Below are 16,131 nucleotides of genomic sequence, written 5' to 3' on the forward strand. Positions count from 1 at the left end.
CGGCGGGGACGGGACGCTCCCGGTTCCGGGCCCCTCAGCCTTCGGGGCCGGCGGTCGCGAGGCGCCGGGCCAGGTCCCGTAGGGCGTCCGCGTCCAGGGCCCGGTCCCCGAAGCCCGGGAGCGGGACGTGTAGCGGGGCCGTCCAGGTGTCCGGGATCGCCGCCTGGCCGTAGCGGGCTCCGGCCAGGGTGCCGGTGACCGCGGCCACCGTGTCGGTGTCGCCGCCGAGGTCGACCGCGGCCCGTACGGCCTGCGCGAAGCCGGTCGTGGTGCGCAGCGCCCATACCGCCGAGCCCAGGCAGGGCCAGACCGCCCCGTTGAACTCGGTGGCCAGGTCCGGGTGCCAGCCGGGGTCGAGGACGCGGGCGTACCGCTCGCGGTGGTCCGGGTGCACGGACTCCAGCGTCTCGGGGAGCGCGGCCAGCGGATCGGCTCCGGCCAGGGCCACGCGCACCAGCTCGTGCAACACGGCGGTGCCTTCCCAGGCGGCCCGGTCGCCGTGGGTGAGCGCCGCGATCCGGCGGGCGGCGTCCATGGTCGCGGCCCGCCCCGACGGCGCGAAGTACACCGCGGCGGTCGAGGCCCGCATCAAGGAACCGTTGCCCGCGGCCCGTGCGTTGACCTGGAAGTGCAGGGCGGCGGCCAGGTCCCAGGACTCGCCGCTCGTCAGCACGTCCTCCGTCTGGAGTCCGATGTCCTTGGGCTCTCCGGCGGCCCAGCGCCGGAACCGGTCGAAGACGTCGGGGAGTTCGAGTCCGCCGCGCTCCAGCAGGGATTCGCCGACCAGCACGGCCATCTGCGTGTCGTCGGTGGCCTCGCCGGGCTCCCAGCCGCCGCCCCCGAGCATCTCCGCGCCGCGCGCCGTCAACTGTCCGGCGGGGCCGAACTCGTAGGACGCGCCGAGCGCGTCGCCGGCCGCCGAGCCGAGTACGGCGCCCACGGCGCGGTCGAGTCGGTCGGTCATGCGTCCTCCTCCGGAGGTTCGGAGACTTCGGGGCAGACGGAGGCCAGCGCGGCGCGGGCGAACGCGTCCAGATCGTCCAGCCCGGCCGCGGCCAGTGTTTCCGGGGCGCCTGTCAGGAGGTGTGGGACGGCGCCGTGGAGGGTGAGGGTGAGGGCGCGGGCGTGCGCAGGCCCGTACGGCAGCCGGGCCGTGCGCAGCAGGTGCCCGTACGCGGCGACGTCGGATGCCGCGATCGGATCCAGGAGCGCCGCCAGCCAGGGCCGCCGGGTCGCCTCGGCCTGGAGCTCCAGGTACGCCACCATGCGCGGCCGCCCGGGTCCGGCCACGTCGCGCAGCAGACCGGCGAGCAGGGCGGCCAGCCCGGCCCGGTCGGCCGGGCCGGGGCCCGAACCGGCGAGCAGCGCGGCGAGCGCCCGGTACTGCTCCAGGCAGCGCTCGGCGACCGCTCGCAGCAGGGCGTCGCGGGTCGGGAAGTAGTTCTTGGCCGTGCCGAGCGGCACGGCGGCCGCCGCGTCGACGGCCCGGTGCGTCAGGCCGCGGCCCCCCGCGTCCGCGAGCACCGCGATGGCCGCGTCGCGCAGCCGGTCCCTCCGGTCCTGGTTCACGGTTGTCAGCATAGCCACAGCCGTGGTACCACAGATGTAGCACCACAGATGTGGTGGTCGGTTCGTTCGAGCGGGGAAGTGCGCGATGGGTGCGAGCGCTGAGACGGGTGCGGGTGCGGGTGCGGGAGCGGGTGCGGGTGCGGGAGCCGGTAGCGGGCCGGACGCGACAATGGCGCTCGTCGTCGGCGCCGGGGTCGGCGGCCTCGCCACCGCCATCGGCCTGCGCCGCGCCGGATGGACGGTGACCGTCCTGGAGCGCAGGGCCGAGCCGGAGCGCTACGGAACCGCCTTCGGCATCCACCCCACCGCCCAGGCGGCCCTCGACCGGCTCGGCCTCGGCGAGGCGCTGCGGGCGCGCGCGGTCCCGTACCGCGACGCACGGATCCGGCGCCCTGACGGCCGGGTCCTGGCCGCGCTTCCGCTGGAACGGATCGAGCGCAAGGCGGGCCGCCCCGAACTCCTCATCTCCCGGCCCCATTTGATCGACGCGCTACTGGCCGAGCTGGCGCGGCTCGGCGGCACGGATATCGTGTACGGGCGGGCCTACGAGGCTTCGGCCATGCAGGCCGCCACCGGACTCCTCGTCGGCGCCGACGGCATCAACAGCGCCGTCCGCACAGCCCACTTCGCCGCCGGCAGCGCCCCGCGCGAGCTCGGCGACGTGGCCTGGATCGGCATCGCCGGGTTCGAGACCGGCGTCTACGGCGAGACCTGGGGCCGAGGCCGCTTCTTCGGGATGACCCCGGTCGAGCCGGGCCGCACCAACTGGTACGCCACGGTCCCCGGGGCCACCACCGCGCAGGAGCTGCGGGCGGCCTTCGCCGACTGGCACGACCCGATCCCGCGCGTACTCGCCGACACCGACCCGCAGACCTGGATCCGCTATCGGATGCGCCACCTCCACCCGGCGCTGCCCACCTTCACCCGCCCGGCGGGGCGCGGGCCCGTCGTCGCACTGGTCGGCGACGCGGCGCACGCCATGACCCCGAATCTCGGCCAGGGCGCCTGCACCGCGCTCCTCGACGCGGAGGCCCTGACCCGGGCCGTCGCCGCGCACGGCCCCGGCGGCCTGCCCGCCGCGCTCCGCGCGTACGACGCCGAGCGCCGCCGCAGCGCCCAGCGGGTGGCCTTCGGCTCCCGGACCCTGCACCGCTTCATGACGACCCGCCGCCCGGCCGTGCGCGACGCGCTCGTCGGCCTCCTCCCCTCTTAGGCGTCGGCGAACGACCTAGAAGGGGGCGGTCTTGACCCAGGTCGCGTCACCTTCGAAATGAATGTCACCCGGAACTTTCACGCCGATGAACAGGTGGAAGTCGAAGTGACGGATGAAGTGACGCTCGACGTTGGTCGCCTCGAACGAGAGACCCTCAAGGGGAGAGGCGCCGTTCGGCGAGGCCAGTCCGAGATGCGGGAAGAACGTTGAGTCTTTCCGGAACAGCTCTGGATTCGACGTCCGCTCCTCATCCTCCAGCAGAATCCGATAGTTCTTGTGTCGCAGAAACATCTTGCTGGCGCTGCCCCCGAAGCCATCGTTCACCGCCTTGAATCGCACCGCTCGTCGCTCGCCTATCGAGTCCTCGACGATTTCGAACATGAAATCCTGACCAAAGTTCCTATCGAATTCGTTCAGTTCTCCTTCTGCGTTCTGGTGGCGCAGGAAGAAGGTGGGCAGGTTTCGAGACTGAAGCATGGGGCCATTTCGGTTCCCTTTCGTTTCAAGTCAAACAGGAGGGCGACGAACGGCTTGGCTGTGCGTCGCTGAATTCATTACGTCCCGAAAACAGAGCCAGGTCACGCCCCGGAAAGTCGTGACTTGACGCCCCAAGGGCACGGCACGTAGGCAAGCACCGGCTCGGCAGGTCAGTGGCGTACATGCGGAACGTGGGTACGCTGCTAGACATGACGGTTCACCCCCCGGGCCCGCTCTGGACGGGCCGGGCCTCCAACCGCGCCCAGTGGCTCCTCGCCGGAGCCGGTGCGGCCTGCCTGGCGCTCGGCATCGAACTCGCCGTGGACTACGCCTGGGACGCCGGCATCGTCGCGCTGCTCATGGCAGTGATCGGCTGCCTCGCCGCGGGCCTGCTGATGCTGTTCGGCACCGTCGCCTTCGTGCACGTCTCCGTCACCATCGACTCCGAGGCGGTGGAGGTGCGCTGCGGACACGTCGGCCTGCCGCGCCGGACGATCCGGCTCGCCGAGGTGCGGTCCGCCGAGTACGTCCCCCGGATCACCCCTCAGCACTGGGGAGGCTGGGGCTACCGCTGGCGCCCGGAGAGGGGCACCGCCGTCATCGTCCGACGCGGCGAGGGCCTGCAACTGAGGCTCGGCGACGGCAAGCTCTTCACCGTCACCGTGGACGACGCCGAAAGTGCGGTGCTCGTCATCCGCGCCCATCTGCGTGCCCTCGCCCACTGAGCCGTCCACCGGCACGGCGGGGGGACGTACACTCCGCCAGATGAGCAGCAGTGCGACCCGCGCGGCGGGGAACGAGTCCCCGAACCCCGCCGACCCATCCGAAGCGGAACCCGCGACGGAGCCCGCGCGGGACGCTTCCCCCGCGGGATCCCCCGCCCGGCGGTGGGCCGAGCGACTGACGCGCCCCGCGCTCGCCGCCGCCTCCGGCGTGCTCCTCTACCTCAGCTTCCCGTCCCGCCCCCTGTGGTGGCTGGCCCCCGTGGCCCTCGCCCTGCTGGGCTGGTGCCTGTACGGGCGCCGCGCACGGGCCGGTTTCGGCCTCGGCGTCCTGCACGGCCTCGGCTTCCTGCTGCCGCTCCTCGTCTGGACCGGTGAGGGTGTCGGCCCGGTCCCGTGGCTGGCCCTCGTCACCCTCGAATCGCTCCTGATCGGCCTCACCACCCTCGGCATCGCCCTCGTCAGCCGCCTGCCCGGCTGGCCCCTGTGGGGCGCCGCCGTCTGGATCGCCGGCGAGGCGCTGCGCGCCCGCGCCCCCTTCGGCGGCTTCTCCTGGGGCAAGCTCGCCTTCGGCCAGCCCGACGGCGTCTTCCTGCCGCTCGCGGCGCTCGGCGGCACCCCGCTGCTCTCCTTCGCCGTGGCCCTGTGCGGATTCGGCCTCTACGAGGCCGTGCGCGTCGGCGCCGGCACCCGCCGGGCCACCGCCGCACTGCTCGCCGCCACCGCCGTGGCCGCCCCGCTCGCCGGGGCGCTCGCCGCCCGGCCGCTGGTCTCCGACGCGGCCGAGGACGGCACCGTCGTGGCCGCCGTCATCCAGGGCAACGTCCCGCGCGCCGGCTTCGACTTCAACGCCCAGCGCCGCCAGGTCCTGGACAACCACGCCAACCGTACGATCCAGCTCGCCCAGGACGTCAAGGCGGGCCGGGTCCCGAAGCCGGACTTCGTCGTCTGGCCGGAGAACTCCTCCGACATCGACCCGTACGCCGAGCAGGACGCCTACGACGTGATCGACAAGGCGGTCAAGGCGATCGGCGTGCCCGTCGCGATCGGCTCCGTACTGGCCCCGGAGACGGGCCCGCTGCGCAACACGATGATCCTGTGGGACCCGGTCAAGGGCCCGACCGACACCTACGACAAGCGCAAGATCCAGCCCTTCGGCGAGCGCATCCCGATGCGGTCCTTCGTCCGGCTCTTCAGCTCCGACGTCGACCGGGTCCGGCGGGACTTCGGTCCCGGCAAGGAGCCCGGTGTCTTCGCCATGGCGGGCACCGGAGTCGGCATGGTCACCTGCTACGAGGCCGCCTTCGACGACGCCGTCCGTTCCACCGTCCAGGCCGGCGCCCAGGTCATCGCGGTGCCCAGCAACAACGCCACCTTCGGCCGCACTGAAATGACCTACCAGCAGCTCGCCATGGATCGGGTCCGCGCGGTGGAGCACAGCCGCACCGTCCTGGTGCCCGTCACCAGCGGCGTCAGCGCCGTCATCCGCCCCGACGGCACGATCGTGCAGCAGACGGAGATGTTCACCGCCGACGCCCTGATCGCCGAGATCCCGCTGCGCTCCGGTCAGACCCCGGCCACGCGCTTCGGCCCGGTCGTCGAGTACGTCCTGCTGGCCGTCGCCGCCGCGGGCCTCGGCTGGTCGCTGGCCCGCCGGTTCACCAAGGCCTCGTAGGGTCGGGGGATGACCACTCCCGATTTCATCCGGACCCTGCGGGCCACGGCAGGACACCAGTTGCTCCTGCTGCCCGGGGTGACCGCCATCGTCGTGGACGATCGGGGGCGGGTCCTGCTGGGCAGGCGCGCCGACACCGGGCGGTGGTCGGTGGTCGGCGGGATCGCCGAGCCGGGGGAGCAGCCGGCCGAGACGGCGGTGCGCGAGGTGTACGAGGAGACGGGCGTCCGGTGCGTGCCCGAGCGGGTGGTACTGGTGCAGATGCTCCCGCCGGTCACCTATCCGAACGGCGACGTCTGCCAGTTCCAGGACATCACCTTCCGCTGCCGGGCCACGGGCGGGGAGGCGCGGGTCAACGACAGCGAGTCGCTGGAGGTGGCCTGGTTCGCGCCGGACGCACTGCCCGAGCCGCTGGAGGGCTTCGCCGTCGACCGGATCCGCCGGGCCCTGCGGGACGAGCCGACCTGGTTCGAGGCCCCCGCCGCGACCGGTGTGCGGGGGGACCGGCGCGCCGGAACCCAGCCGTTGACGGCCGCCTCGCCGGCCGTCAGCCGTTGACGGCCGCCTCGCGGTAGAGCTCCACCGCCTGGTCACCCATGACCGCGCTGTACGAGACCTCCGGGACGGTGCCGCCGCCCTCGTAGCCGCCGAGCACGCCCGCCAGGGCGCCGTCGACGAGCCAGGGGCTGCCGCTGGTGCCGCCACTGAGGTCCGGGCACTCGATGCGGCGCTGGGTCTCGGAGAACAGGCTCGTGCCATTGGCGCAGTACAGCGGGGACTCGTCGCGGCTCGGGTAGCCCACGATGGCCACCGTGGCGTCGGCCGGCTGCTCCGCCGCGACCGGGAAGCCGCCGACCACGTCCTCGATCCGCCGCCCGTCCACCGACTCCACCGTCGCGAAGGCGATGTCGTCGTCCGGGTCCTCCCCGTCCGTCCAGTCGGGGGCCACGTACATGCCGGTCAGCTTCCACAGCCCGTACGGGGCCTCGCCGTCCCGGAAACCAGGAGCGAAGTAGGTGCCCTCCAGGTCGCCCAGGCAGTGCGCGGCCGTGGCGATCACATCGCGGTCCTCGCTGCGCACCACGGACGCGGTGCAGAAGTGCCCGCCGTCCAGGCCGCCCGCGAAGAGCGCCCCGACCCGGTGGGCCGTGGCGTCGGCCGCGGCCGTCGTCGTGACACCGAGCGGCGGTTCGGCGCGCGCGTCGGGGACGTCGACACTCAGCAGCGCCGCCATGGCGGCCACGGCCAGGAGGATCCGCGACGCACGCCGGCCGCGGGCGGCGGCGCGCGGGCGGCGGTCCGGTCGGGAGGGGATGCGCTGGATCATGCACAGAGCCTCGCGGGCGAACCTGTGACCGGAGCCCCGGCTTCCTGGGAATCGGCTGTGAATCACGGGAGCCGGAGCCCCCGCCGACCACCTCCGACCGCCGCCGATCTCCGCCGATCCCCACGAGTCCGCCGGTGCGGCAGCCCTTCAGCGCCGTTCGTACACCGTCACCCGGCGGCCCCGGATCTGCCGGTCCTCCACCACGGCGAAGTCCGCCGCGAGCACGGCGGCCTTCGCCCGGTCAGCCTGCGCGCCCCGGGGCTTCGCCGTCCCGGCCGCGTCCGTCACCAGGAGCACCCGCTGTCGCTCCCGCAGCGCGGCCCGTATGTCCGCCGGCCCGGACTCCTCGCCCTTGAGGGTCCCCGATTCCACGGGCCCGCGCGCCAGGGCCACGTCCGCCAGCCCCGCGAACGCCTCCGGCGAGACCAGCGCGGTGTCCCGGCGGGCCGCCGGGACGAAGAGCACCGCGTCGCCGTCCCGCTTCAGCCGGGACACCTCGCCGGCCACCGCCAGTACGTCGTCCACCCGGCTGGCCGGGGACCTGTCGGCCAGTTCCACGGGCAGCATCGCCAGCACCGACACCCCGACCACGGCCGGCACGAGCACGGCCGAAGCCTTCGCGGACCGGGGCGCGAGGGTCCGTACGGCCGCGCCCAGTCCGGCGCCGATCAGGAGGGCCAGGCCCAGCATCGAGAAGAGCACGTACCGGTCCAGGAACACGGGCCGGATCAACGAGGCGGCGGTCAGGCCCAGGAACGGCACCGCCAGCAGCGGCAGCCCGACGGCCGCTGCCGTCAGGCGCGCCGGACGCGGACGGACCGGGCGCGGACGGCCCGGGCACCGGCGCGGCCCGTTCCACCGGTCCGCCCAGGCGCCGAACGCGCCGATCGCCACCAAGGCCGCCGGGCCGATCAGCATGTGCCAGGTCAGCGGCGGTATCCACGACACCTGACCGGACTGGGTCCCGCTGAAGACGATCAACGGCAGTGCCCCGGTCACGGCCGCCGCCGAGGCGAGCAGCCAGCGCCCGATATCGCGGCGCCCGGCCCGCGCCCACCACAGGGTCACCGCGTGCGCGGGCAGGATCAGCAGCGAGAACCAGTTCAGCAGGGCGCAGACCAGCACGACCGCCCCGTACGCCGTCCAGCGCGGCCAGGCCCGCCGTGCGGGCCCGGCGGGCCTGCCGGCGGGGGCGCGCGGGGCCAGCAGCGAGACCAGGAGCAGCGTCGAGAGCCCGGCTCCGCCCGCGACCAGCGCGTACGCGCGGCCCTCCTGGAGCTGGAACTGCACGGCCGGCAGCAGCCCGAGGGCCATCGCGCCGCCGAGCCCGGCCCAGAAGCCCGCCAGCCGACGCCCGATCAGCGCCACGCAGGCGGCGGCGCCCGCCATCGCCAGCACCGACGGGAGGCGCAGCGTGGTCGTGCTCGCTCCGAAGACCTCGAAGAGGACGTGCATCAGCAGGTAGTACAGGCCGTGGACGGCGTCGACATTGCCGAGCAGGTGCCAGATCTCGCCCGGCGAGCGCCCGGCCACCTGCCAGGTCGCCGCCTCGTCCCGCCACACGCTGTCCTGCCGGGAGAGCCCCCACCGGCCGAGCGTCAGCGTCCAGAGGACCGGAACGAGCCACACGAGATACGGCGGCCGGCCGCCGCGGCCGGTGGCCCGGGGGCCCGTCGTGCGGCAGGCCATGCCGCTCTCAGGGCCGGTGGATATGTGGGATGTCATGAAGGCGATCGGGTCCTCGGTGCACGGCTCGGGCGGAAACCACCAGTCTATGGACGACACGGACGGTTTCCGGACCGGTTGTTGTGCAGGACGGACCGTGATCGCCGGGCGGGCCGCCCCTAGCCTCGCGGCAGAAGGTGTGCGGCAGGCAGGCAGGAGGCGGTCCGCAGGCACGCAGGAGCACGAACGAGGGGCGGTACCCGGTGAACTGGCTGATTCACGACTACCGCGAGAGCGATCTCGCGGCCGTTGTCCATCTGATCGACACCACGGCCGAACTCGGCCAGGAGTCCGTCTTCTCACTCGCCGAGTGCATCAGCGCCCTCACCGACCGGCAGCCCTGCGTGGTCGCCGTCCACCAGGGCGTTCCGATCGGTGCCGCGCTCGCCTGCGTCACCGGCGAGCGCGCCTGGGTCATGCGCATCGCCATCGCCGCGGGGTGGCGCGGCCGGGGCCTCGCCAGCGCCCTGCTCGTGGAGCTGGAGCGGCGGCTGATCGCCGCCCGCGTCGGCCGCATCGCGTACGTCCTGCCCGAGGAGGACCTGCTCGGCGAGGGCCTGCTCAACGCGGGCTACACCCGGCAGCCGGCCGTCGCCTACTTCGAGAAGACCGAACCCCTGCACGGACCGGCCGCCGGCCTCCTCGACGACCTCGGCGGCCGCTTCCTGCCCAAGGACCTGTGGGCCAAGGTCGCCGGGATGGAGAAGGAGAAGGACCTCATCGAGCGGCGCGTGGTGCTGCCGCTCGCCGAACCGGAGCGGGCCGCCGCGCACGGGGTGCGCCCGCCGCGCGCCATCACCCTCTTCGGACCGCCCGGCACCGGCAAGACCACCTTCGCGCGGGCCATCGCCTCCCGGCTCGGCTGGCCCTTCGTGGAACTGCTGCCCTCCCGCCTCGCCGACGAGGGCAACCTGTCGGCCGCGCTGCGCGACGCGTTCGCCCGGATCGCCGAGCTGGAGCGGGTCCTCGTCTTCATCGACGAGGTCGAGGAGATCGCGCCCGTGCGCACCGAGCCCGCGCAGCCCGGTGGGATCCACGGAGTGACCAACGAGCTGCTCAAGCTGATACCCGGCTTCCGGGAGGGCGACGAACGGCTGCTGGTCTGCGCCACCAACTCCATCCGCTCGCTCGATCCGGCCTTCCTGCGGCCCGGCCGCTTCGACTACCTGATCCCGATCGGCACCCCGGACGCGGGCGCCCGCCACGCGATCTGGTCGCGCTACACGGCGGGACGGGGCGACGTGGACGTGGCGGCGCTGGTGGAGGCGAGCGAGCTGTTCACCCCGGCCGACATCGAGCACGCGGCGCGGATCGCGGCGCAGGTGTCCTTCGAGCGGGACCTGGAAGCGGTGGGCGCGCGGGGCGCGGCGGCGGCCCAGCTGGGCGCGAGCACGGAGGACTACCTGGCGGCGGTCGCGCAGTGCCGGCCGACGGTGACCCCGGCGATGACGGGGCAGTTCGAGGCGGACATCACGGCGCACGCACGCTTCTGAAGGGGAGCGGCCCGAACGGGAGGGGCCTGAACGAGAGGCCTGAAAGGGGGCCTGTAAGGGGGCCTGCAAGGGGGGCCTGAACCGCCCCGCCACGGACGGGCGGGCGAGACGGCCCGCAGCCACTCCCCAAAGCGGCTGCGGGCCTCCCGCGCGGACTTGGCATCCGTGCGGGACAGCCACGTTCCGTTTGGGGTGTATCGCCGGCTGGAACGTGGCGGCAAGGGTGCCTCGAGGGCGGGGCGTCCTGAGCGCCCGGCGTCCTCGTCAACACCTTCGAGTCAACCAGCGCGGGGTGTGTGCGCGCCTCGGCCGCACGGCCCCGGCCGCCCCGGCCGGAAGGACGGGGCGCGGGCCGGGACCGTAGTCCGAACGGCGGAGCCCGCTAGGGGCGGCAGCGGTACGTGAACTCCGCCGAGGCCGTCCGCCGCTGCGGCGACACCAGCTGGAGCTCGGCCTTCGCCGGGTAGGTCCCCGCGCCCTGGAAGGTCCACAGCAGGTGCAGCCTGGCCTCCCGCCGCCCGCTGGGCACCCGCTCAATCAGCTGCTCGGAGCGCGTGCCGTCGCTGCGCAGCCAGCGGTAGGTGAGGACCCCCGCGCGCCCGTTGGTCCGTACGACGGCCACCACGTCGGCAGTCGCGTCGCACGCGGGACCCCCGGCGTCGGTGGTGACCGCCACGTCCCGGACCTCCAGGGCCGGGCCGTAGTGCTGCCAGCCCAGGTAGGCCAGGACCGCGAGCAGGACCGCGGTCGCCAGGGCGTACCGCCGCCATTCGCCCTTCCGGCCGGGCGGAGCCGTTTGCGGGTGCAGCGGGAACGGCAGGGGGAGAGCGGCCGTCACTCCGGGACCGAACCGCAGCACCGATCCCTCGACGCGGTCCGGCCGGGCCCCGTCCGGCAACCGCCGGGTCTCGTCGCCGCCCGGTACCGCCGTCTGCCGGGTCGCGTCCTCGCCCGGCGTCTCCAACCGCCTGGTCTCGGCCGGGCCCTGGGGTGGCCCGCTGATCCAGTGGCTGCCGAGGACGGTGGCGCTGTAGTCGTCGTCGCCCTGCGGGGCGCGGGGATCGCTCATGACGGCTTGCATCCTCGGATGTAGATGCTCTGGACGGAACTCTGATTGGCGGCGGCCGGCTTGGTAGTGGCGCGGACGCTCCAGTAGCAGCCGGCGCTGGGCGCGAAGGTGTGCGCGACGGTTGTCGTACCCAGGCTCCCGGGCCCGAACTCGACCGTCTGAGGGCGCCCGTCGGGGACGGTCAGTGCGCCCTTGACGTCACCGGTGAACCACTCGACGACCAGCGTGTACGGGCCCGAGCCGTCGCTGTCGACGGAGAAGGCGGCCTCGGCCGCACCCGGGCCCGTCGGCCGGAGGCTTCGGACGTTCACCGCGGAGATCTTGACCTTCGGGGTCGGGGTCGGCGTGGGGGTCGCGGACTTGGTCGGAGTCCAGGTCGCCGTCGGGGTCGTCGTGGGCGTCGTGGTGTAGCTCGGGCTCGGCGTCGGGCTCGCGGACGCCGACGCCGACGCCGAAGGCGACGGCGACGGTGAGGGCGTCGCCGAGGGGGAGGCCGACGGGCTCGGTATCGGCGTCGGGGAGCCCGGGCCCGCCGCCGACGCGCTGGACGTCGCGAAGGCGTTCAGCGCCCTCGCCCCGCCCGGCTCCGCGCCGACCGCCTGGTAGCCGAACACGGCCACCACGCCCAGCACCAGCGTCGCCCCGGCCGCGACCAGGCCGCGCCGGCCCGGGGTCCAGCCGGCCGGCGGCCTGGGCGGCAGGGTGGTCGTGGCCAGCGCCGTGGTGCCGTGCGCCGGGGCGCCCGCCGAGGGGAACAGCAGCGGCAGCAGGGCCGCCAGTGCGGCCAGCTTGCGCTGGCCGCGCTCCTCCCACTGGGGTCCGTACGCCGCCTGTGCCACCGCCTCCAGCTCCGCGACGAACGCCTCGGCGTCCTCGGGCCGCTGCTCCGGGGCCTTCGCCAGTCCGCGCCGGATCAGCGGGCGCACCGGCTCCGGTGCCTCGGTCTCGGGCACCGGCGCCTCGACGTGCTGGACCGCGAGCTCCGCGAAGCTCTGCCCGTCGTAGGGCTTGCGGCCGGTCAGGCACTCGAAGAAGGTCGCCGTCGCCGCGTACACGTCGGCGGCGGGGGAGGCCGGGCGGCCCTGCCACTGCTCCGGGGCCATGTACGCCGGGGTTCCCGCCGCGCCCGGAGTCGTGCCCATGGGGGTGGCGATGCCGAAGTCGACGAGCTTGGAGGTGCCGTCGGCCGCGACCAGGACGTTCGCCGGCTTGTAGTCCCGGTGGACCACACCGGCCCGGTGCGCGTCGGCCAGCCCGAGCAGGGAGCCCTTCAGCAGCACCAGCGCCGCCTCGGGGCCGGTCCGCCCGCACTGCTTGAGCAGGGCGTTCAGCGGGATGCCGTCGACGAGTTCCATCACGATGGCGGCGCCGCCGGGCGCCTCCACGTACTCGTACAGCCCGACCACGTACGGCGAGCCGAGCGCGCCGAGCAGTTGGGCCTCCGCCCGGAATTCCCGGACGAAGGCGGGGTTTTCGAGCATCCTGTCGTTGAGGTACTTCACCGCGACCGCGGTGCCGGTGCCGTCGTGGACGGCGAGCACCACGCGGCCGCTGCCGCCCGAGCCGAGCTCGCGGATCTGCGAGTAACCGGGAACCGTCCACATGCCGTTCATGCCTTCTGCTTCCCCCTGTCCTGCCGTGCCCTGCCGTGACCGCGTCTCGGGGCCGGTCGTCCCAGGCGACCGGCCATCCCCTGGGACACGTTCCGGCCACGGCTGGTTCCCTGCCGTGCGGTGCTCTCGGCGAGGGCGGGCGGAGCGGGGGCGTCAGGCAGCTGCGGCCCGGGCGCCGATCATGGCGTGCAGCCGGTCGGCGGCCGCCCGTCCGAAGGCCGGGTCGTTGATGTGGGTGTCGTAGTCGTAGAGCCGGGCGGCGCTGCCCCGAAGCCCGTCGCGCAGCGCCGAGAACAGTGCCCCGTCGGCTTCGGGGTCATGGTAGGGGCCGCCGGGGGCGCCGAGCGTGGACAGTCCGCGAAGTGGGACGCAGACCTCCGTGGGGCCGGTGGCCGCGCGGAGTTTGGCGGCGACCCGGCGGCCGAGTTCCGCGCACTCGGCCTCGGTCGTGCGGATCACCGTGATCGAGGGGTTGTGGACGCGGACCCGGCGGTGGTAGCGGACCCGTTCCGGCAGGCTCTCCATCGGGCCGAACTTGACCATGTCCAGCGCCCCCAGGCTCACCACCTGCGGGATCCCGGCCCGTCCGGCCGCGCGGAGCCGGTCGGGTCCGGCGGTGAGGATGCCGCCGCACAGGTCGTCGGCGAGCTCGCTGAGCGTGAGGTCGAGGACGCCGGCGAAGATCCCCTGGCCGGCCAGGGTCTCCAGGGTGCGGCCGCCGGAGCCGCTGACGTGGAAGACCAGTACCTCGTAGCCGAGCTCGGTCAGCCGCTCGCGGGCGGCGTCCACGCCGGTCGTGGTCACCCCCGCCATGCTCGCCGCGACCAGCGGACGGCTGCCCTCGCCCAGCCGGGCCGGCCGCCGCAGCTCCCTGGAGGCGCGCTCGAAGCCCTTGGCCATCCCGGCGACGGCCTCGACGGCATTGGTCAGGACCGGCGCGGAGATGCTGTTGATCCCCGCGATGTCCACGACGCTGTACATCATCGTGATGTCCGCGGATCCGACGTACGGGGCCACGTCCCCGGACGCCATCGAGGAGACCATCACCTTCGGAACGCCCAGGGGCAGCGCGCGCATCGCCCGGGTGGCGATGGAGGTCCCGCCGCTGCCGCCGATCGCGAGGACTCCGTGCAGCCGGCCTTCGGCGTGCAGCCGTAAGAGGGTCGCCTCCGCGACCCGGGCCATCGTGGTGACGGCCGCGCCCCGGTCGGCGGCCGTGCGCAGCTCTGAGAGTTCCGTTCCCGCCGCGCGCGCCACCGCTTCGCACGGTACATCGGCGGGCACGCGGGGCTCGTCCATGATTCCTGTATCGACCATGACCACTTCGACGCCGGCACGCAGCAGCCTCTCGCGCAACCAGCCGTACTCCACACCCTTGGTATCCAGGGTTCCCACCAGCACGACGTTCGTCATACGTGCAATGTCCATGCAGGTGTGGTTTGTTGGCAAGTAAAAGAAAGGTCAACCCTCGTTCTCCAGGAGTTCCAACAGCCTTTCCAGGAAACGAATCTGAGACACCACCAGCTTGTCCCGGGCCGCCGGGGGAGCGAACCACTCCACCCGGTCCAGCTCGGGGAAGTCCGCCGTCCGGCCCGATTTCGGCGGCCACTCCATGCTGAAGGTCCCCGGCACCGCCAGCGCCGGATCCAGGTCGCCGCGGACCGCCCAGATGGTCACGACCTTCCCGCCGGTCATCCGCACCTCGCCCAGCGGCAGGTACGGGCCCTTTGGCGGCGGCAGCCCGATCTCCTCCTCGAACTCCCGGCGGGCCGCGTCGCGCGGGTCCTCCTCCGGCCCGTACTCGCCCTTCGGGATCGACCAGGCGCCCCCGTCGCGCCGCTCCCAGAACGGGCCGCCCATGTGGCCGAGCAGTACTTCGGTGCCTGCCGCCGCGCTCTCCCGGAAGAGGAGCAGTCCGGCGCTTCGTTTCGCGGTCATGGGGTGATGTCTGCCCCGCGCGGTCACCGCTCACCGCGGTGCCCGGGATGTGAGGCATGTGCGGGCGTGCGGAACGTGCGGGAGGGGAGCGGGGCGTCCGGCGCTCCCGTGCGCCCGACGTGTCAGTGCGCGTGCGGGCCGTGGCGGTGGACCGGGCCGTGGGAGTCCGCGCAGTGCGGGTCGGCCGGATCCACGCCCGGGCCGCGGCCGACCGTCAGGAGGGAGTCCTGGGCGTGGTCCACCTGGAGGGTGGTGTGGGTGATCCCGTACTCCTTGGACAGCAGGGCTTCCAGGTCCCGGCGCACGGCGTGGCAGTCGCCTTCCGGCGCCACCAGGACGTGCGCGGACAGTGCGGCCTGCCCGGAGGTGATGGTCCAGATGTGCAGGTCGTGGACCTCGGTGACGGGCGGCTGCCCGACGAGCCGGTCGCCGACCGCGTCCGGGTCCACGTGGGCCGGAGCGGCCTCCAGGAAGATCCTGCCGGACTCGCGGACCAGCCCGTAGCCCGCCTTGACCATCAGGACGACCACGACGAGCGAGGCGATCGAGTCGGCCTGCCGGAATCCGGTGGTGAGCACGATCAGGCCGGCGACGGCGGTGCCGATGAAGGCGAACAGGTCGTTGAGGATGTGCTGGTAGGCGCCCTCGACGGCCAGTGAGGTGCGGTTCGCCTTGGAGATGCACCAGGCCGCCGCGATGTTGACCACGATGCCCGCGAGCGCCGTCACCAGCACCAGCCCGCCCTGCACGGCGGGCGGATCCACGAGCCGGCGCACCGCCTCGTACGCCAGCCAGAGCGCCAGCAGGAGCAGGGTGAGCCCGTTGGCCTGGGCGGAGAGTATCTCCGCGCGTTTGAGGCCGTACGTGAAGCCACCGCGCGCCGGGCGGGCGGCCAGCCGCATCGCGACCAGCGCGAGGACGATCGAGACGGCGTCCGTCAGCATGTGCGCGGCGTCGGAGATCAGGGCCAGGGACTGGGCCACGATGCCGATGACCACCTCGACGGCCATGAAGCCGACGATCAGCCCGAGGGAGATGCCGAGCCAGCGGCGGTCGGCGTCGGCGGCGACACCGTGGCTGTGACCGCCCGGCCCGTGCCCGTGCCCGTGGCCGTCGGCGTGCCCTTCGGCGTGCGCGGCGCGGGCCGGCCCGTCGTGGTCGTGCGGCGCGTGGTCGTGCGCGCTCATGGCATCCCCCGTCAATCGTCCGGTGCTGCTGCCGGATGCGGCACCTGAAGTGAAGCGCACCTCAGGAGGATGGGCAAAGGCTGCAACGGGGACCGTTGTCATTACCCATAGTGCCGCCCTGAC

The 16,131-nt window shown here is 73.7% G+C and carries 15 protein-coding genes; 5 read left to right on the plus strand and 10 right to left on the minus strand.

Features of this window, described 5'->3' with window-relative positions; genetic code table 11:
- Positions 1-34 precede the first annotated feature (34 nt).
- Positions 35-964 carry an ADP-ribosylglycohydrolase family protein gene (locus tag J7E97_RS01925; protein ID WP_215021523.1) on the minus strand — a complete coding sequence of 310 codons (930 nt, stop codon included), beginning with the start codon at positions 962-964 and terminating at the stop codon, positions 35-37.
- Positions 961-1,569 (minus strand): TetR/AcrR family transcriptional regulator, encoded by a 609-nt coding sequence (locus tag J7E97_RS01930; RefSeq protein WP_215021524.1) that lies wholly within the window; start codon positions 1,567-1,569, stop codon positions 961-963. The genes J7E97_RS01925 and J7E97_RS01930 overlap by 4 nt, the downstream gene beginning before the upstream one ends.
- Before the next feature lie 169 nt (positions 1,570-1,738).
- Between J7E97_RS01930 and J7E97_RS01935 the strand changes: the two genes are divergently transcribed.
- A complete protein-coding gene (locus J7E97_RS01935; protein ID WP_215021525.1) occupies positions 1,739-2,782 on the plus strand; it encodes an NAD(P)/FAD-dependent oxidoreductase in 1,044 nt (347 codons plus the stop codon).
- A gap of 15 nt (positions 2,783-2,797) precedes the next feature.
- Here the strand turns inward: J7E97_RS01935 and J7E97_RS01940 are convergent, their stop codons facing one another.
- Positions 2,798-3,259 carry an AbfB domain-containing protein gene (locus J7E97_RS01940; protein ID WP_215021526.1) on the minus strand — a complete coding sequence of 154 codons (462 nt, stop codon included), beginning with the start codon at positions 3,257-3,259 and terminating at the stop codon, positions 2,798-2,800.
- A gap of 209 nt (positions 3,260-3,468) precedes the next feature.
- Between J7E97_RS01940 and J7E97_RS01945 the strand changes: the two genes are divergently transcribed.
- Genes J7E97_RS01945 through J7E97_RS01955 form a run of 3 tightly spaced genes read left to right on the plus strand, consistent with a single transcriptional unit; the run spans position 3,469 to position 6,214 of the window.
- On the plus strand, positions 3,469-3,984 hold the full coding sequence (locus J7E97_RS01945; RefSeq protein WP_251053620.1) for a hypothetical protein: 516 nt from the start codon (positions 3,469-3,471) through the stop codon (positions 3,982-3,984).
- Positions 3,985-4,024: 40 nt separating this feature from the next.
- Entirely contained in the window at positions 4,025-5,656 is a 1,632-nt protein-coding gene (lnt, locus tag J7E97_RS01950) for an apolipoprotein N-acyltransferase (RefSeq protein ID WP_215021528.1), read from the plus strand.
- A gap of 9 nt (positions 5,657-5,665) precedes the next feature.
- On the plus strand, positions 5,666-6,214 hold the full coding sequence (locus J7E97_RS01955; protein WP_215021529.1) for an NUDIX domain-containing protein: 549 nt from the start codon (positions 5,666-5,668) through the stop codon (positions 6,212-6,214).
- Here J7E97_RS01955 and J7E97_RS01960 read toward each other — a convergent pair.
- Together J7E97_RS01960 and J7E97_RS01965 are read right to left on the minus strand one after the other, a co-directional pair.
- Positions 6,204-6,983 (minus strand): serine protease, encoded by a 780-nt coding sequence (locus tag J7E97_RS01960; RefSeq protein WP_215021530.1) that lies wholly within the window; start codon positions 6,981-6,983, stop codon positions 6,204-6,206. The two genes, J7E97_RS01955 and J7E97_RS01960, sit on opposite strands and share 11 nt — an antisense overlap.
- Before the next feature lie 147 nt (positions 6,984-7,130).
- Positions 7,131-8,672 (minus strand): hypothetical protein, encoded by a 1,542-nt coding sequence (locus tag J7E97_RS01965; RefSeq protein ID WP_215021547.1) that lies wholly within the window; start codon positions 8,670-8,672, stop codon positions 7,131-7,133.
- A gap of 239 nt (positions 8,673-8,911) precedes the next feature.
- Between J7E97_RS01965 and J7E97_RS01970 the strand changes: the two genes are divergently transcribed.
- Positions 8,912-10,201, plus strand: a complete 1,290-nt coding sequence (locus J7E97_RS01970; RefSeq protein WP_215021531.1) for an ATP-binding protein — start codon at positions 8,912-8,914, stop codon at positions 10,199-10,201.
- A gap of 382 nt (positions 10,202-10,583) precedes the next feature.
- Here J7E97_RS01970 and J7E97_RS01975 read toward each other — a convergent pair whose 3' ends face one another.
- From J7E97_RS01975 to J7E97_RS01995, 5 genes are all read right to left on the minus strand, one after another.
- Positions 10,584-11,270 (minus strand): hypothetical protein, encoded by a 687-nt coding sequence (locus J7E97_RS01975; RefSeq protein ID WP_251053622.1) that lies wholly within the window; start codon positions 11,268-11,270, stop codon positions 10,584-10,586.
- On the minus strand, positions 11,267-12,883 hold the full coding sequence (locus J7E97_RS01980) for a serine/threonine-protein kinase (protein ID WP_215021533.1): 1,617 nt from the start codon (positions 12,881-12,883) through the stop codon (positions 11,267-11,269). The genes J7E97_RS01975 and J7E97_RS01980 overlap by 4 nt, the downstream gene beginning before the upstream one ends.
- 153 nt (positions 12,884-13,036) lie before the next feature.
- A complete protein-coding gene (locus J7E97_RS01985; protein WP_215021534.1) occupies positions 13,037-14,296 on the minus strand; it encodes a Tm-1-like ATP-binding domain-containing protein in 1,260 nt (419 codons plus the stop codon).
- A 48-nt stretch (positions 14,297-14,344) separates the two neighbouring features.
- Positions 14,345-14,821 (minus strand): NUDIX domain-containing protein, encoded by a 477-nt coding sequence (locus J7E97_RS01990; RefSeq protein WP_215021535.1) that lies wholly within the window; start codon positions 14,819-14,821, stop codon positions 14,345-14,347.
- Between the two features lie 122 nt (positions 14,822-14,943).
- Positions 14,944-16,008: a cation diffusion facilitator family transporter gene (locus J7E97_RS01995; RefSeq protein WP_215021536.1), complete on the minus strand. Its 1,065-nt coding sequence runs from the start codon at positions 16,006-16,008 to the stop codon at positions 14,944-14,946.
- Between the last annotated feature and the right edge of the window lie 123 nt (positions 16,009-16,131).

Origin of the sequence: Streptomyces sp. ISL-66 (assembly GCF_018614135.1) — a bacterium.
Classification (GTDB): domain Bacteria; phylum Actinomycetota; class Actinomycetes; order Streptomycetales; family Streptomycetaceae; genus Streptomyces.

What these genes read in the sequence shown, in the direction of transcription:
- J7E97_RS01945 (WP_251053620.1), top strand. Translation starts at nt 3,469, where the DNA reads ATGACGGTTCACCCCCCGGGCCCGCTCTGGACGGGCCGGGCCTCCAAC.
- J7E97_RS01985 (WP_215021534.1), bottom strand. Translation starts at nt 14,296, where the DNA reads ATGACGAACGTCGTGCTGGTGGGAACCCTGGATACCAAGGGTGTGGAG.
- J7E97_RS01925 (WP_215021523.1), bottom strand. Translation starts at nt 964, where the DNA reads ATGACCGACCGACTCGACCGCGCCGTGGGCGCCGTACTCGGCTCGGCG.
- J7E97_RS01990 (WP_215021535.1), bottom strand. Translation starts at nt 14,821, where the DNA reads ATGACCGCGAAACGAAGCGCCGGACTGCTCCTCTTCCGGGAGAGCGCG.
- J7E97_RS01960 (WP_215021530.1), bottom strand. Translation starts at nt 6,983, where the DNA reads ATGATCCAGCGCATCCCCTCCCGACCGGACCGCCGCCCGCGCGCCGCC.
- J7E97_RS01955 (WP_215021529.1), top strand. Translation starts at nt 5,666, where the DNA reads ATGACCACTCCCGATTTCATCCGGACCCTGCGGGCCACGGCAGGACAC.
- lnt (WP_215021528.1), top strand. Translation starts at nt 4,025, where the DNA reads ATGAGCAGCAGTGCGACCCGCGCGGCGGGGAACGAGTCCCCGAACCCC.
- J7E97_RS01965 (WP_215021547.1), bottom strand. Translation starts at nt 8,672, where the DNA reads ATGGCCTGCCGCACGACGGGCCCCCGGGCCACCGGCCGCGGCGGCCGG.
- J7E97_RS01940 (WP_215021526.1), bottom strand. Translation starts at nt 3,259, where the DNA reads ATGCTTCAGTCTCGAAACCTGCCCACCTTCTTCCTGCGCCACCAGAAC.
- J7E97_RS01935 (WP_215021525.1), top strand. Translation starts at nt 1,739, where the DNA reads ATGGCGCTCGTCGTCGGCGCCGGGGTCGGCGGCCTCGCCACCGCCATC.
- J7E97_RS01975 (WP_251053622.1), bottom strand. Translation starts at nt 11,270, where the DNA reads ATGAGCGATCCCCGCGCCCCGCAGGGCGACGACGACTACAGCGCCACC.
- J7E97_RS01995 (WP_215021536.1), bottom strand. Translation starts at nt 16,008, where the DNA reads ATGAGCGCGCACGACCACGCGCCGCACGACCACGACGGGCCGGCCCGC.
- J7E97_RS01980 (WP_215021533.1), bottom strand. Translation starts at nt 12,883, where the DNA reads ATGAACGGCATGTGGACGGTTCCCGGTTACTCGCAGATCCGCGAGCTC.